We start from the raw sequence: 13,872 nt of genomic DNA on the forward strand, positions 1-13,872 counted from the left end.
TCCGGCTTTGCATTCTCTCTCCTGCACTAGGAGCCCATCATGTTCCCCTCCGGAAAGAAAATCAGGCAGAGTAGGAAAACCGCCGCCGGTATCGCGGGTGCGACGACCGCGGCACTGCTTCTCGCCGGCTGCGGCGGCGACTCGGGAGACGACTCCGCCGACGGCGGGCTCGACAAGGTCTCCGTACAGCTCGACTACCAACTCCGCGGCAACCACGGCATGTTCTACGTCGCCGACAAACTCGGCTACTTCGAGGACGAGGGCATCGACGTCGAGGACATCAAGACCGGCACCGGCTCGCCCGACGCGCTGCGCATCGTCGGCACCGGCCGCGCCGACTTCGGCTTCGGCGACCTGCCGTCGCTCGTCACCGCGCGCTCCCAGGACGTGCCCGTCACCACCCTGGCCGCCGTCAACCAGACCTCGCCGCTTGCCATGTGCTCGGTGAAGGACAAGAACCGGCTGACGTCCATCGAGGACCTGGAGGGCATGACCGTCGGCATCCACGCCGCCGGCTCGACGTTCCTCTTCTACCAGGCGCTGCTCGCGGCCAACGGCCTGGACCGCGACGACCTCAAGGAGGTCAGCGTCACCCCGCCGTACGAGAACTACCTGATCCAGGGCAAGGTCGACACCGTCCCCTGCTACATCGACGCCGAGGAACCGCTGCTGGAGGACGCCGCCGGCGGCGAGGGCTCGCTCGACATCCTGCTCGGCTCCGACCACGGCTACGAGGGCTACGGCTCCGGTCTGTTCACCAGCGACGAGATGGTCGAGAACGACCCCGGCCTGGTGCAGCGCTTCACCAACGCCTACATCAAGGCGTTCGGCTACGTGATGGAGAACCCGGACAAGACGGCCCAGATCCTGGCCGAGTCCGCCCCCGAGAACCGCGACAAGGCCGACCTGTTCGAGCGGCAGATCCAGGCGGACATCGACCACACCTTCACCAGCGACGCCACCGAGCAGCACGGCCTCGGGGCGATGGACCCGCAGACGTGGCAGGCGACCATCGACACCCTCGCCGACCAGGACGTGCTGAAGGGCGGCGCCCCGGAGGTCAAGGACGTCCACCAGGAGAAGTTCGTCGAGAAGGCCGCGAAGGCCGGCGCCGGCTCCGGTGCCGGGAACGACGCCGGCAACTGAAGGCGCAGCCGGCCGCCCCCGGGCGGCCGGCACGACGACGGAGAGCGGAGCTATGGAATCCACGGTTGACAGGCGGGGGCGCCACGCGGAGGTGTCCGGCGCCGGGTTCGCGGGCCTGACCGCCGCCACGGCGCTCGCCCGGCGCGGGTGGTCGGTGCGCGTGCACGAGAAGGGGGCCGAGCTGCGCGAGCAGGGTGCGGGCATCGTCCTGTGGCACAACAGCCTCAAGGTGCTGAAGGCCATCGGCGCGTACGAGGCGGTGATGGCCGACTCGATGACGCCGCCGTACTACGAGACCCGCTTCCAGCACGCCAGCGTGTCCCACGAGGACTTCGGCGGTCTGCCCTGGCGCACCATGACCCGGCCCTTTCTGCACAAGTGCCTGCTGGACGCCGCGCTCGCGGCCGGCGTGGAGATCCGTACCGGCTCCGAGGTGGTCGCCGCCGACCCGCGCGGCCGGGTCACCCTGGCCTCCGGCGAGACCCTCTACGCGGACCTGGTCGTCGGCGCCGACGGGGTGAAGTCGAAGGTCCGCGACTCCATAGGCTTCGAGCAGGAGCGCTGGAAGTCCCGCGACGGGATCACCCGGTTCCTCGTGCCGCGCCGCAAGGCCGAACTAGGCCCCGGCGAGTGGGACAACGTCATCGACTTCTGGAACCTCGAACCCCGCTACCTGCGGGTGCTCTACGTGCCCTGCAACGACCGCGAGCTGTACCTCGCCCTCGGCGCGCCCCGCGCCGACGAGCAGGGCAGCCGCACCCCCATCGACCTGGACCTGTGGACGTCCGCGTACCCCGAGCTGACCCCCGTCCTCCAGGCCGCCGCGACCGCCGCGGACCCCCGCTACTACGGCTACGAGACCACCGCCGTCGCCGAGTGGCGCCGCGGCGCGGTCGCCCTCGTCGGCGACGCCGCCCACGCCATGCCCCCCGCGCTCGCGCAGGGCGCCGGCTGCGCGATGGCCAACGCCTACACCCTGGCCGTCGCCGCCACCGAGGCCGCGGACGGCGAACTCGAAGAGGCCCTGGCCCGCTGGGAGGAGGTGGAGCGGCCGTTCACCGACCGCTGCCAGCGCCGCTCCGCCGGCTTCGCCGCCTCCCGCGCGATGTCCGAGGGCAACCAGTTCACGCTGGAGAACCTCGAAACCGCCCTGTACGACCCGACCAACCCCAACCGCCACGCCCTGTCCGTCGTGCGGAGCTAGAAGGACGAGAAGGAGACAACCTGATGACCCCCGAGGAGCAGGTGACGAAGGACTACCGGGTACGGCGCTGGGTCGGCCTGGTCGAGGAGACGCTGCACGAGAACGGCCCCGTGCCCGCCCGGCCGCTGGTCAAGGCGGTCTGCGGCGTCGTCGTCAAGAACCCGTTCGCCGGCACCTACGCCGACGACCTGTCCGCGCTCACCGCGCCGAGCGCCGCGCTGGGGACGGCGCTCGGCCGGCGGGCCGCGGCGCTCCTCGGCGGCGCGCCGGTGGAGAGCTACGGCAAGGGCGGGCTGGCCGGTCTCGACGGCGAGCAGGAGCACGTCGTCGCCTGCGTCACCACCGTCTTCGGCAACGCGCTGCGCGAGGCGGTCGGCGGCGGCGCGGCGTGGATCTCCTCCGCGACCAAGACCGCCGCCGCGGGCGCCTCCCTGGACGTCCCGCTGGCGTACAAGGACGAGGTCTACGTCCGCTCCCACTACGACGCCGTCACCGTCTCCGTACCCGATGTGCCGCGCCCCGACGAGCTGTTCGTCTGCGTGGCCGTCGCCAGCGGCGGCCGGATCCACGAGCGCGTCGGCGGCCTGACCGTCGCCGAGGCGCGCGAGCGGGCCGCGTCCGGCTCCGCCCGGTGAGAAGGAGCTGACCCGATGCAGACCAGCGATGCGCTGTACGCCCAGGACGACTCCGTCGCCAACGTGCTCGACAACCTCGCCAGGGCCCACCGGATCCTGGAGATGGAGGGCCACGGCGACATGTCCATGGGCCACCTGTCCTACCGGGACCCGCACGGCCGCGGGCTGTGGCTCAAGCGCGGCAACCTCGGCATGGAAGAGGTGGCCGCCGGCGACCACATCCTCATCGACTTCGACGGCGCCGTACTCGAAGGCCAGGGCCTGCGCCACCTCGAATGGCCGCTGCACGCCGAGATCATGCTCGCCCGGCCCGACGTCAACGTCGTCGGCCACTCGCACCCGTTCCAGGCCACGGTCTTCGGCGCCGGCCGGGCGCGGATCGAGCCGGTGAACAACCACGGCGTGTGGTTCGCCGAGCACGGCGTCCCGCGCTTCGACGCCACCAGCCACATCATCACCACCCAGGAGCTGGGCAGGGACCTCGCCCGGGTACTCGGCGAGGCCGACGCCGTGCTCCAGGCCAACCACGGCGCCTCGTTCGTCGGCCGCAACGTCCGCGACGCGACGCTCGCCGGGATCTTCCTGGAGAAGGCGTCCGCCTTCCAGCTCGCCCTCGCCGCCTCCGGCCTGCCGTACGACCCGCCGGACCCGGACGAGAGCGTCGAGAAGAACCGCCGCATCTACCCCGAGCGCGCCCGCGACAACTACTGGATGTACTTCAACCGCAAGCTCGACCGGCACGAAGCGGCCCGCTGAGACCGCCCACGCAACCGCAGCCGAAGCAGCACAGCACGAGAGGAACCATCGTGAGCATTCCCACCACCAGCGCCGTCCTCGGCTCGGGGAGCATGGGGCCCGGCATCGCCGCGCTGCTCGCCCGCTACGGATCCGACGTACGGCTCTACGACGTCAGCGAGGAGGCCCTGGCGCGGGCGGAGGGGACCTGCGCCGGCGTCGTCGCGCACCTCGACCGCCTCGACGTGCCGGTGACGCCCGGCGGTTCCGTCGCCTTCGAACGCGACCAGGCCAGGGCGCTCGACGGGGCCGACCTCGTCATCGAGGCGGTGCCGGAGCAACTGGAGCTGAAGAAGACGGTGCTGGCCCAGGTCGAGGCCGCGGTGCGCGACGACGTGATCATCGCGACCAACACCTCCGGCATCCCGATCTCCGACATGGCGGTGGACATGGCCCACCCCGAGCGCCTGATCGGCATGCACTGGTCCAACCCGCCGCACCTGATCCCGATGATCGAGATCGTCCGGGGCGAGCGCACCGACGCCGCCGCCGAGGACCGGCTCGTCGGCATCGTCGAGGCGTTCGGCTACGAGGCCGTGGTCGAGAAGGAGGTGCCCGGCTTCGTCGAGAACCGGGTGCTGTACGCCGTCCTGCGCGAGTGCATGGCCCTGGTCGAGGAGGGCGTGGTCTCCCAGCGCGACCTGGACACGGTCGTGAAGTGGGGCGTCGGCTACAAGCTCGCCGTCATCGGCCCGATGCGGCTGGTCGACATGGCGGGCCTGGACATCTACCAGGCCGTGGGCTCCTACCTCAACCGCGACCTGTCCACCGAGACCGGCGTCTCCTCCCTGGTCACCGAGCTGACCGCCGAGGGCAAGCTCGGCATGAAGACCGGCGGCGGCCTGTACGAGTACGGCGAGGGCGAGGTGGCCGCCAAGCGCGCCGACATCGTCGACGGCCTGGTCAGCGTCCGCAAGGCGCTCTCCGCGATCAAGCCGGTCTGAGCGGACGGGCACAGAACCGTGAACCGCGAACCGCAGCCGGGCCACCCGGCGCCGTACGTACCGCCCGCCGCGCTCCCCGACGCGCTGCCGGGCCTTGCGTACGTGCGCGCCGGCGAGGTCGAGCTGTGCGTACGCGACGCCGGTGCCGGCCCGGCGGTCGTGCTGCTGCACGGCACGACCGCCAGCCTCGGCGTCTGGGACGCGGTGGTCGAGCGGCTCGGCGAGACGGTGCGGACCGTCGCCGTCGACCAGCGCGGCCACGGCCGCAGCGGCCGGCCCGCCGCCGGCTACGACGCCGCCGCGTACACCGCCGACGTGCTCGCGGTCGTCCGCGAGCTGGAACTCGGCCCCGTGGTGGCCGTCGGGCACTCCCTGGGCGCCCGCAACGCCGTCGTGCTCGCCGCCGCCCACCCGGACCTGGTCGCCGGCGTCGTCGCCGTGGACTACACCCCGTACGTCGAAACCGAGGTGCTCGACGCCCTGGACCGGCGGGTGCGCGGCGGCGACCGCGTCTTCGCCTCCGTCACGGACGTCGAGACCTACCTGCGCGAGCGCTACCCGCTGCTGCCCGCCGACGCCGTCCACCGCAGGCGCCGCTACGGCTACGCCCCGGCCGGCACCGGCCGCACGCTGCGCCCGCTCGCCGACCCCGCGGCCATGGTCCGCACCGTCGACGGACTGCGCCGCGACTTCGCCGCCGAGACCCGCGACGTGCGGGTCCCCGTCACCCTGCTGCGCGGCGAGCACAGCGCGATCGTCTCCCCGCGCGCCTTCGCCGCCACCCGCGAACTGCGCCCCGACTTCCGTGCCGTGCAGCTTCCCGGGCTCGACCACTACGTGCCCGAGGAGGACCCGCACACCGTCGCGGACGAGATCGTCCGCATGCTCGACCGGACGGCGGGCTGACCCCGCCCGCGTACGCCCACCGAGAGGACTTCAGAGCCATGCCACTGAACATCAAGGACCTCGCCGTCGCCGTCCGCGGCTTCGGCCCCGGCGAGCGGATCCCGGACCGGCACGCCGCCGACCACGGCAACGCCGCCCCCGTCGTCGAGATCACCGGCGTCCCCGCGGGCACGGCCGAGCTGGCGCTGGTCCTCCACGACCCCGACGCGCCGCTGCCACTCGGCTTCACCCACTGGGTGGTCTACGGCATCGACCCGGCCGCGCCCGTCGTGACCGCGCCCGGGCAGGACGGCTCCGCCGTCCGTGAAGGGCCCAACTCGCTGGGCGACAGGGCGTATTCGGGGCCCCAGCCGCCCCCCGGGCACGGCACCCATCACTACTATTTCTGGGTGTACGCCCTCGACACCCCGGTCGAGGGCGAGCCGTCGCGCGAGGAGTTCCTGGCCGCGTACGGCGATCGCGTCATCGAGCAGAACCGGCTCGTCGGCACGTACTCCGCCTGACGCACCCGGGGCCACACCACGAGCACAGAAGGGCGAGCGCATCGTGTCAGAAGGGCGGGAGCGGACCCCCGGCGTGGACAGCGCCAGGAGGGTGCTGAAGATCCTTCTTCTCTTCACGGAGAAGGGGCCGGAGCTGAGCGTGGAGGAGATCGCGCACTCCGTCGGGATCTCGGTCCCCTCCGCGTACCGGTTCGTCTCGCTGCTGCGCGAGATGGACATGGTGGAGGACAACGGCGGCGGCACGTACGTGCTCTCGCCGCGGATCTTCCTGCTGGCCCGCAGCGCGGAGCAGGCGTTCCCGGTCTCCCGGGTGCTCCGCCCGCTCGTCGAGCGGCTGTCGAAGGACACCGGCGAGGCGGCGCTCGTGATCCGGCGCGTGGGCGACTTCGCGACGTGCGTGGAGATGAGCCACCCCGAGCACACGATCCGGCTGTCGTTCGAGCCGGGGCAGATCATGAGCCTGCACCGCGGCGCCGGGCCCAAGGTGCTGCTCGCCGCGATGGGCGAGGCGTGGGCCCAGCGCTACTTCGAGCGGCTGCGCCCCGCGCCGTCGCCGGCCGAGCGGGACGCGGTGCTTGCGGAGGTGCAGGCCGTGGCCGCGCAGGGGTGGTCCAAGAGCGAGGCGGAGGTCGACGAGGGCGTGTGGGCGGTGGCCGCGCCGATCGGGGTGGGCGAGAAGGTCGTCGCCGCGGTCACGGTCGCCGGGCCGCACTTCCGCATCGACGACGAGCGCGCCGGGCACATCACGGAGCGCGTCGTGGCCGCCGCGGCGGAGCTGTCCGACTCGCTCAGCACCTGGCGGCGTTAGCGCCGGCCCGGAGGGGTGCCACCGTCAGCCTTGCGTGGCGCGGTGGTACCCCCCCGGGGCCGGCGCCGGCCGTCAACTGCCGGGCACGCTCCCCATGAGGGCCGAGAACGACGCGGGGTCGGCGTCGAAGCCGTGCAGCACGGGGCGGAACTGCCAGGTGCCGGAGTCCACGCGGACGAACTCGGCGACGGTGGCGGCGGTGGCGCCGGCGACCGAGGCGAAGTCGTCGGCGGCCAGTTCCTCGTGGCCGTCGCGGACGTACACGCGGGTGCCCGTCACCGCGCCGAAGGTCATCCGCCCGGCGCCCTGCTGGATCGCGACGCCGACGACGACGCGGGCGTACCTGGGGGCGATGCGCTCGAACTCCAGGGTCAGCACCTCGTCGGCGCCGAAGCCCTGGCCGGTCTCGCTGTGCCGCTGGAGGGTGATCGTGCCGTCGGGGGCGCGGCTGTCGAAGTGGACCAGGTAGGCCGGCTCGCCGCGCGGGTCGTCGGCGGTGTACGTCGCCGCGATCAGGTCCAGGTCGTGGGAGGGCGCGCCGAGGGGACTGGGGTCCCACTTCAGCGCGATCTCGACCTTGCCGACACCCTTGTTGAGACCGGTCACCGGGCTCCCCTCTCCCGTCATCCCGCGTGCCTGCGGCACAACTGCCCGGCGCGGTCCGCCGGTTGCCCCTATCGTGTCACGTCCCGCCGCCCGGGGGAGCAGCGTGCGGGGAGCGCGGGGCGGCACGCGGGGAGCGGGCGCGCACGGCGCGCACGGGAGCGCCCGCGGCGGTCCGGCCGCCCTTGCGCCGCGGTTACACCAGAGGACCGGTCCACTGGCGCCGCGGCGCCGGTTTGACGGTGCGGATACGGCGCGTCACGCTCGGGCCGTCCGCCACACGTGCCCCCACGGCGGGCTCTCGGCACCCGTACGGCACCCCCACATGGCACCTCGGACTGTCATGTACGGGCCAATCTGAAGGGAGCTCGAACACATGGCTTGCAGTACGAACTACCTCTGGCGCGGCGAGGCCACCTGGTTCTGCTGCGGCGCTGCCTGGGGCCCCTGCGGCTCCGCCGGCGGCGGCGCCTGCGGCAACTGCCGCTCCGCCTCGAACCACGGCGCCTGGCCGAACGCCTCGGCGGCCTGCTGGGACATCACCCGGCCCGACCTGTGCGGCGAGGGCGGCATCCCGCGCCGCGGCTGCGGCGCCGTCATGCGCGTCGTCCAGGAGTGCTCCAAGGCGGCCGTCTGCATCACGATCACCGACTGCGGCCCGCGCACCAAGAGCTTCTGCGGCGAGGCGGCCTGCTGCAACGGCGTCTGCCGCACCAACCGCATCCTGGACCTGACGCCCGCGGCGTACTCCCAGATCGCCAGCCTCAGCTCCGGCAAGACCGGCGTGTGGATCTACGAGTGAAGGAGGCGCGGCCATGAACGAAGCAACGGGCTCGACGTTCGACCGGCGGCGCTTCCTGTCCGCCAGCGCACTCGGCGGCGCCACCGTCGTCGGCGCCACGGCGCTGGGCGCCGTGGACCCCGACGCCGCGTTCGCGGCGCCCACCCCGCCGCTCGACCCGGCGGTCGCCGCCACCTCGTTCGCCGAGGGGCTCATCACCGGCATCGACGGCGGCACCCTGCTGCACGTCACCGGGTCGTACGGCGAACGGCACCGCATCCAGCTCACCAACGCCACCAGCATCTGGAAGCTCCACCCCACCACCGCCGACGACGTCGAGACCGGCGACGGGCTCTACGCCCGCGGCCTGGAGATGCCCGACGGCACCATCGCCGCCGACGCGGTCTGGGTGAACATCGTCAACATCGACGTCACCGTCCGCGGCATCTCCAAGGACCGGCTGGCCCTCGGCTACCACGGCGGCGAGCTGATCGGCCGCATCGTCCCGGGCCGCTCCACCGCCTCGTACGCGGGCGCCGCGCTCACCGACGACCTGTCGGGGGTGCGGATGGGGCAGCACGCGCTGGTGCTGGGCGCCTGGCGCCCCAAGGACGGGGCGGTCGACATCGCCAGGATCACCGTCGGGCACTGACCGGCGCGGCCACTACGAGGACGGAGGCAGCATGATCGCACTGCTGGTCGGCGGCGTGCTCGGCTGGACCGGGAGCACCAAGCTGTTCGGACGCAACACCCCCGTGCAGGCGTCGGGCACCGTGCTGGAGCGCAAGCTCGGCGGGCTGCCGCGGGCCACGGTCGCGCTGCGCGCGGTCGGGGCGGCGGAACTGCTCGTCGCCCTCGCGCTGGTGGCCCTGCCGGTGCCGCTGGTCACCGGCGCGGTCGCGGCGCTCACCGGCGCCGCCTTCGCGGCGTACCTCGGCTACGCCAGGGCCACCGCGCCCGACTCGTCCTGCGGCTGCACCGCGCGGGACAAGGCGCCCATCGGGGTACGGGCCTTCGCCAGGGCCGGGTTCGTGCTCGCCGGCGGGACGGTCGTGCTGGCCGACGGCGCCGCCGCCGACGGCATCCCGGCCCCGGCCGGCGGGCCCTGGTGGGAGGCGCTGCGGGACCGGCCGGGCGCCGCGCTCGGCCTGCTCGCCGCGGGCACGGCGCTGGCCTGGCTGCTCTTCGGCGACCCCGACCGGGCCGTCCGGCTGCCGCTGCGCCGGCTGCGGCTGCGGCTCTTCGGCAACCCGCTGCACGGGCCCGGCGGCGACCCCGAGGCGGTGCCCGTCGAGGGCTCCGTCGAACTGCTGGAACGCTCGCTGGCCTGGCAGACGGTGATCCATATCGTCCGCTCCGGGCTGCGCGAGCACTGGGACGAGGAGGGCTGGCGCTTCCTGCGCTACACCGGGTTCTACGACACCGGCCAGGCCGGCGCCGAGGGCCCCGGCCGGCCGGTGTCCGTGGTCTTCGCCATGGATGCCAGGGCCGGCCTCGACAGCCCGCGTCCGCCGGTGATCCGCGTCGGCGTCGTCGACGAGGAGACCGGCGAGCGCGTGGACGTCACCGCCGGCCGGGAGCGCCCCGGCGCGCTGCTCGGCGAACGCGTCTGACGACGGTGCCCGGAGCCCGTCCCGCACAGGCTCCGGGCACCGCCGCGGTCCGCCGGTTACGCGCCGGCGCCGGCCGCGTCCGCCGCGGCGGCGGACGGCATGGCGTAGGCGTCCGCGATCAGCTCGTACGAACGCAGCCGCGCCTCGGGCCCGTGCACGTTCGTGGTGAGCATCAGCTCGTCGGCCCCCGTGCGCTTGCGCAGGTCGTCCAGGCCGGTGCACACCTCGTCCGGGGTGCCGTGCACCACGTTGCCGATCCAGGAGTCGGCGAACTCCCGCTCCAGCGGGCTGAACTGGTACGCCTCCGCCTCCTCCGGCGCCGGCACCAGACCGGGCCGGCCGGTGCGCAGCCGCAGCATGCTCAGCGCCCCCGCGGTGACCTGCCGCCGCGCCTCCCGCGCGCCCTCGGCGGCCAGCACCGAGACGCCGATCAGGGCGTACGGGGCGGAGAGCGCGGCCGACGGCTGGAACGCCTCGCGGTACAGCTCCAGCGCGGGCCCGGTGTGCTGCCCGGCGAAGTGGTGGGCGAAGGCGAACGGCAGCCCCAGCTCCGCGGCGAGCCGGGCGCTGAACATCGACGAGCCCAGCAGCCACACCGGCGGCCGGTGCGCCGACTGCACACCGCCGGGCGCGCTGCCCTGCACCGGCCCCGGCACGGCGTGGATCCTGCGGTACGGATGGCCGTCGGGGAAGTCGTCGTCGAGGAACCGGATCAGCTCCGCGAGCTGCTGCGGGAACTCCTCCGCACCCTCGTGCAGCCGCTCCGTGCGCCGCAGCGCCGCCGCCGTGGCGCCGTCCGTGCCGGGCGCGCGGCCCAGGCCCAGGTCGACCCGGCCCGGGGCCAGTGCCTCCAGCGTGCCGAACTGCTCGGCGACGACGAGCGGCGCGTGGTTGGGCAGCATCACGCCGCCGGAGCCGAGCCTGAGGGTCCGGGTGTGCGCGGCCAGATGCGCCAGGATCACGGCGGGGGAGGAGGAGGCCACGCCCGGCATCGAGTGGTGCTCGGCCACCCAGTAGCGGTGGAAGCCGCGCGCCTCGGCGAGCCGGGCCAGCGCCACCCCGGTGCGCAGGGCGTCGCCCGCGGTGTACCCGGCCCCCACGGTGGCCAGGTCCAGCACGGACAGCGGGACGGGGGCGGAGCCGGCCACCCGGCCCCGTATCTCGTCCTGCGCGTCGGGTGCCGTCACGTCCGGTGCCGCCACGTGTTCCTCCTGGTCGTCCGATGTCTGTGGTTTCCCACCATGCCGACAACAGGAGGGGGGCTCCGTATTCCCGTATTCCCGTGTTCCCGGATTCGGGAGTGCGCGAGGACGGGCGCTGCCGCCCGCGGTGACGGCGCGGGCGGCAGCGAGCGGCGGGCGCGGGGCGGGTGGGTGACGCGCGCCCGCCGCGGTCGGAGCGGAAGGCCCGGGGCGGAGGGGTACCGGGCCTTCCGCGGTCCGCGGGGCCGGGGTCAGCAGGCCCCGAGGTCCTGCCAGACACCCCACTCACCGGTGGTGCCGGGCTCCTGGCCCTGCGTCCACCACTTCGCCCGCCAGGTGCGGCCGCCGTGGGAGACCTCGGCGCCGGAGTTGTACACCGTCGCGCCCGCCCAGGCGGGCGCGGTGCAGGTGCCGGGGTTGCCCCCGCCGCCGCCCGGGTCGCCGGGCGTGGTGCCGCGGGCCAGGTCGCCGGCGAGCGCGAAGGACTTGCCGCCGAGCGTCACGGTCCAGTTCGACGGGGTGGAGACGGGCAGGTGGTAGACGAAGGCCATGTCCACCGACGCGCCCGGCGCCAGCGACTGGTGGCCCGGCAGCTTCACCGAGACCCGGTGGTAGTCGCCCTTCAGCCCGCCGGCGTTCCCCGTGCCGGGATGGTCGCTGCGGATCACCCGGGCGCCCCAGCCGGACTGGTCGCCGGCGTTGTTCGGCGCGGAGGTGGCGTAGTCGAACTGGAACTCCGTGCCGCCGGGGATGGTCACCTTGGTGTTGTTGGTGAACCGGACCTTGGGGTTGATGGGGTAGTTGGAGTCGCCGAGCGCGAAGCCGTGCAGGTCCACGCCGATGTCCACGGTCTCGGTGGGGAGCTGCGTGGTCGCCCGCTTCGCGCCGTAGCCGGGCGCGGCGGTGAAGGCGTCGTGCAGCGTGGTGGTGAGCGTGTCGCCGGCCTCGTACTGGCCCTTGGCGGCGTTCCAGCCGTAGTCGCCGGCCAGCTCCCAGATCATCGCGCCGCCGAGGCCCTTGTCGACGATGTACTTCGCCTTCGCGGCGATCGACTGCTCGTCCTCGGTGGACATGAACACCTTCTTCTCGGCGTTCCACAGCCACGGCGCCTCCATCGCGGCGCTGTACTTGCGGGCGTACGTGCCCGTCAGCTTCGTGTCCGCGGGCAGCCCGAAGTCCGGCAGGTAGTCGCCGACGATGCCGCGCTCCAAATTCTTGGCGTGCCACATCGGGTTGAACCCGGCCGGGGACTCCCGGCCGTTGTCGTCGAGGTCGTGCCAGATGTTGTCGACCCCGACCGCGCCGTCCCCGCAACTGGTCAGACCGGAGCCCGCCGGGCAGGTGGACGTCTTCGAGGTGCCCCAGAGGCCGTCGGTACCGCCGGTGACGTTCCGCCAGCCCCGGGTGTAGTACGGCAGCCCGAGGTTGATCCGGCCGGGGGGCATCAGGCCCCGGAAGTAGTGGTACGCCCAGTCCCCGTTCAGATAGCCGATGCCGCCGTACTGCGGGGTGTTGTAGACGTTCCAGCGGGCCAGCTCGGCGTCCTTGCCGTCGTCGTAGAGCGCGGCGTTGGGGCCGACGAACTCGTTCCAGGTGCCGTGCAGGTCGTACGACATGATGTTGACGTAGTCGAGGTACTTCGCCGTGTCGTACGTCTCCATGCCGCGCAGCAGGTAGCCGGAGGAGGGACCGGCGGCGGTCAGCAGGTAGTGCTTGCCGTCGGCGGCGCTCGCGCGGTCGAGCTTCTCGCGCAGGGTCTTCATGAGCACGGAGTAGCTCTTGTTGAGGCCGCCGCGGCGGGCGTTGGCGATCGGCCAGTCCAGCGGGTGGCCGGCGTCCTTCATCGAGGTGGGGTACTCGTAGTCGATGTCGACGCCGTTGAAGCCGTAGGTGCGCACGAAGTCGACGGCGGAGTTCGCGAACGTCTCGATGCCCGCCTGGTTGACCGAGCCGTCGGCGTTGGTGGTCATGGTGTAGAAGCCGCCGGAGCCGACGCGCTTGCCGCTGTCGTCGAAGTAGCCGCCGGTCTCCGCCCAGCCGCCGACCGAGACGAGCGTCTTCACGCCCGGGTGCTGCTTCTTGTACTTGTTCAGCAGGTTGAAGTGCCCGTTGTACGCGTACGCCGGGTCCATCTCCGCGCCGGGCACGCCGGGCCAGGTCATCCCGGTGCTCGGGTTGGCGGGGGTGTTCCCGCCGACGGAGAGCCGGTTGGCGGGGGAGACGTGCGCGAAGGCGTAGTTGAGGTGGGTGACCTTGTTCCAGGGGATGTCGGAGGGGAGGTAGCGGTCGCGGCCGTTCTGGCCGGTGCGCCAGTTGGTGAAGTAGCCGATGGTGCGGCGCTTGCTGCCGTTGGGCAGCAGCTCGCGGCCCTCGGTGTCGTAGACGGTGCAGTACGGCACGTTCACGCCGGGGGTCTGGTAGAGCCCGTCGGGGCGGCAGGCCGCGTCGTCCGCCGCGGCGGCCTGGGCGGTGTGCGGGGACAGGAGGCCGAGCACCAGCCCGGCCAGGCCGGCGGCGACTCCCGCCAGGGTGCGTCTCGCGCGACTGGGAAATGGCACGATCATTCCTCCCGTAGGGGGTTCGTCGATCGAGCGGGGCATGCGCGTCCGACCGGGCGTGCACGCCCGGTCCGGCACCTCTGAGGCTGCGGAGCAGGCTAAAAGGACTAGACCATTGCGTCAAGAGGTCTGTACCACTGCGCTTTTCCGCGCCGGGGCCGGGGCCGTACGGAA

The 13,872-nt window shown here is 73.1% G+C and carries 14 protein-coding genes; 11 read left to right on the forward strand and 3 right to left on the reverse strand.

The window, feature by feature from the left end; translation table 11 throughout:
* Positions 1-39 precede the first annotated feature (39 nt).
* From QBL21_RS14385 to QBL21_RS14420, 8 genes are all read left to right on the forward strand, one after another.
* The gene (locus tag QBL21_RS14385) at positions 40-1,146 is read left to right on the forward strand and encodes an ABC transporter substrate-binding protein (RefSeq protein ID WP_407562569.1); all 1,107 of its coding nucleotides are present in this window, start codon (positions 40-42) and stop codon (positions 1,144-1,146) included.
* A 52-nt stretch (positions 1,147-1,198) separates the two neighbouring features.
* Positions 1,199-2,350: an FAD-dependent oxidoreductase gene (locus tag QBL21_RS14390; protein WP_407562570.1), complete on the forward strand. Its 1,152-nt coding sequence runs from the start codon at positions 1,199-1,201 to the stop codon at positions 2,348-2,350.
* 23 nt (positions 2,351-2,373) lie between these two features.
* Positions 2,374-2,985, forward strand: a complete 612-nt coding sequence (locus QBL21_RS14395) for an amino acid synthesis family protein (RefSeq protein WP_407562571.1) — start codon at positions 2,374-2,376, stop codon at positions 2,983-2,985.
* A gap of 15 nt (positions 2,986-3,000) precedes the next feature.
* Positions 3,001-3,741 carry a class II aldolase/adducin family protein gene (locus tag QBL21_RS14400; protein ID WP_407562572.1) on the forward strand — a complete coding sequence of 247 codons (741 nt, stop codon included), beginning with the start codon at positions 3,001-3,003 and terminating at the stop codon, positions 3,739-3,741.
* Positions 3,742-3,791: 50 nt separating this feature from the next.
* A complete protein-coding gene (locus QBL21_RS14405; protein ID WP_407562573.1) occupies positions 3,792-4,724 on the forward strand; it encodes a 3-hydroxyacyl-CoA dehydrogenase NAD-binding domain-containing protein in 933 nt (310 codons plus the stop codon).
* Positions 4,725-4,742: 18 nt separating this feature from the next.
* A complete protein-coding gene (locus QBL21_RS14410) occupies positions 4,743-5,630 on the forward strand; it encodes an alpha/beta fold hydrolase (protein ID WP_407562574.1) in 888 nt (295 codons plus the stop codon).
* A 38-nt stretch (positions 5,631-5,668) separates the two neighbouring features.
* Positions 5,669-6,133, forward strand: a complete 465-nt coding sequence (locus QBL21_RS14415; protein WP_407562575.1) for a YbhB/YbcL family Raf kinase inhibitor-like protein — start codon at positions 5,669-5,671, stop codon at positions 6,131-6,133.
* 73 nt (positions 6,134-6,206) lie between these two features.
* Positions 6,207-6,941, forward strand: coding sequence for an IclR family transcriptional regulator (locus tag QBL21_RS14420; RefSeq protein WP_407562576.1), 735 nt, complete (start codon positions 6,207-6,209; stop codon positions 6,939-6,941).
* Positions 6,942-7,013: 72 nt separating this feature from the next.
* Here the strand turns inward: QBL21_RS14420 and QBL21_RS14425 are convergent, their stop codons facing one another.
* Positions 7,014-7,547: a TerD family protein gene (locus QBL21_RS14425; protein ID WP_407562577.1), complete on the reverse strand. Its 534-nt coding sequence runs from the start codon at positions 7,545-7,547 to the stop codon at positions 7,014-7,016.
* A gap of 373 nt (positions 7,548-7,920) precedes the next feature.
* On the opposite strand from QBL21_RS14425, the gene QBL21_RS14430 reads away from it, so the two are divergent.
* The 3 genes from QBL21_RS14430 to QBL21_RS14440 are packed head-to-tail and all read left to right on the forward strand — an operon-like array spanning position 7,921 to position 9,938.
* Positions 7,921-8,346, forward strand: coding sequence for a hypothetical protein (locus QBL21_RS14430; RefSeq protein WP_407562578.1), 426 nt, complete (start codon positions 7,921-7,923; stop codon positions 8,344-8,346).
* A 13-nt stretch (positions 8,347-8,359) separates the two neighbouring features.
* Positions 8,360-8,977 carry a cell wall protein gene (locus tag QBL21_RS14435; RefSeq protein ID WP_407562579.1) on the forward strand — a complete coding sequence of 206 codons (618 nt, stop codon included), beginning with the start codon at positions 8,360-8,362 and terminating at the stop codon, positions 8,975-8,977.
* A gap of 31 nt (positions 8,978-9,008) precedes the next feature.
* Positions 9,009-9,938 carry a MauE/DoxX family redox-associated membrane protein gene (locus tag QBL21_RS14440; protein WP_407562580.1) on the forward strand — a complete coding sequence of 310 codons (930 nt, stop codon included), beginning with the start codon at positions 9,009-9,011 and terminating at the stop codon, positions 9,936-9,938.
* Positions 9,939-9,994: 56 nt separating this feature from the next.
* On the opposite strand, the gene QBL21_RS14445 is transcribed toward QBL21_RS14440, so the two are convergent.
* Complete coding sequence (locus QBL21_RS14445; protein ID WP_407562581.1) at positions 9,995-11,140, reverse strand: LLM class flavin-dependent oxidoreductase; 1,146 nt, start codon at positions 11,138-11,140, stop codon at positions 9,995-9,997.
* A gap of 251 nt (positions 11,141-11,391) precedes the next feature.
* Positions 11,392-13,704 carry a chitinase C-terminal domain-containing protein gene (locus tag QBL21_RS14450; RefSeq protein ID WP_407562582.1) on the reverse strand — a complete coding sequence of 771 codons (2,313 nt, stop codon included), beginning with the start codon at positions 13,702-13,704 and terminating at the stop codon, positions 11,392-11,394.
* Positions 13,705-13,872: the final 168 nt, after the last annotated feature.

It is taken from the genome of Streptomyces sp. 184 (genome assembly GCF_045781775.1).
GTDB lineage: Bacteria > Actinomycetota > Actinomycetes > Streptomycetales > Streptomycetaceae > Streptomyces.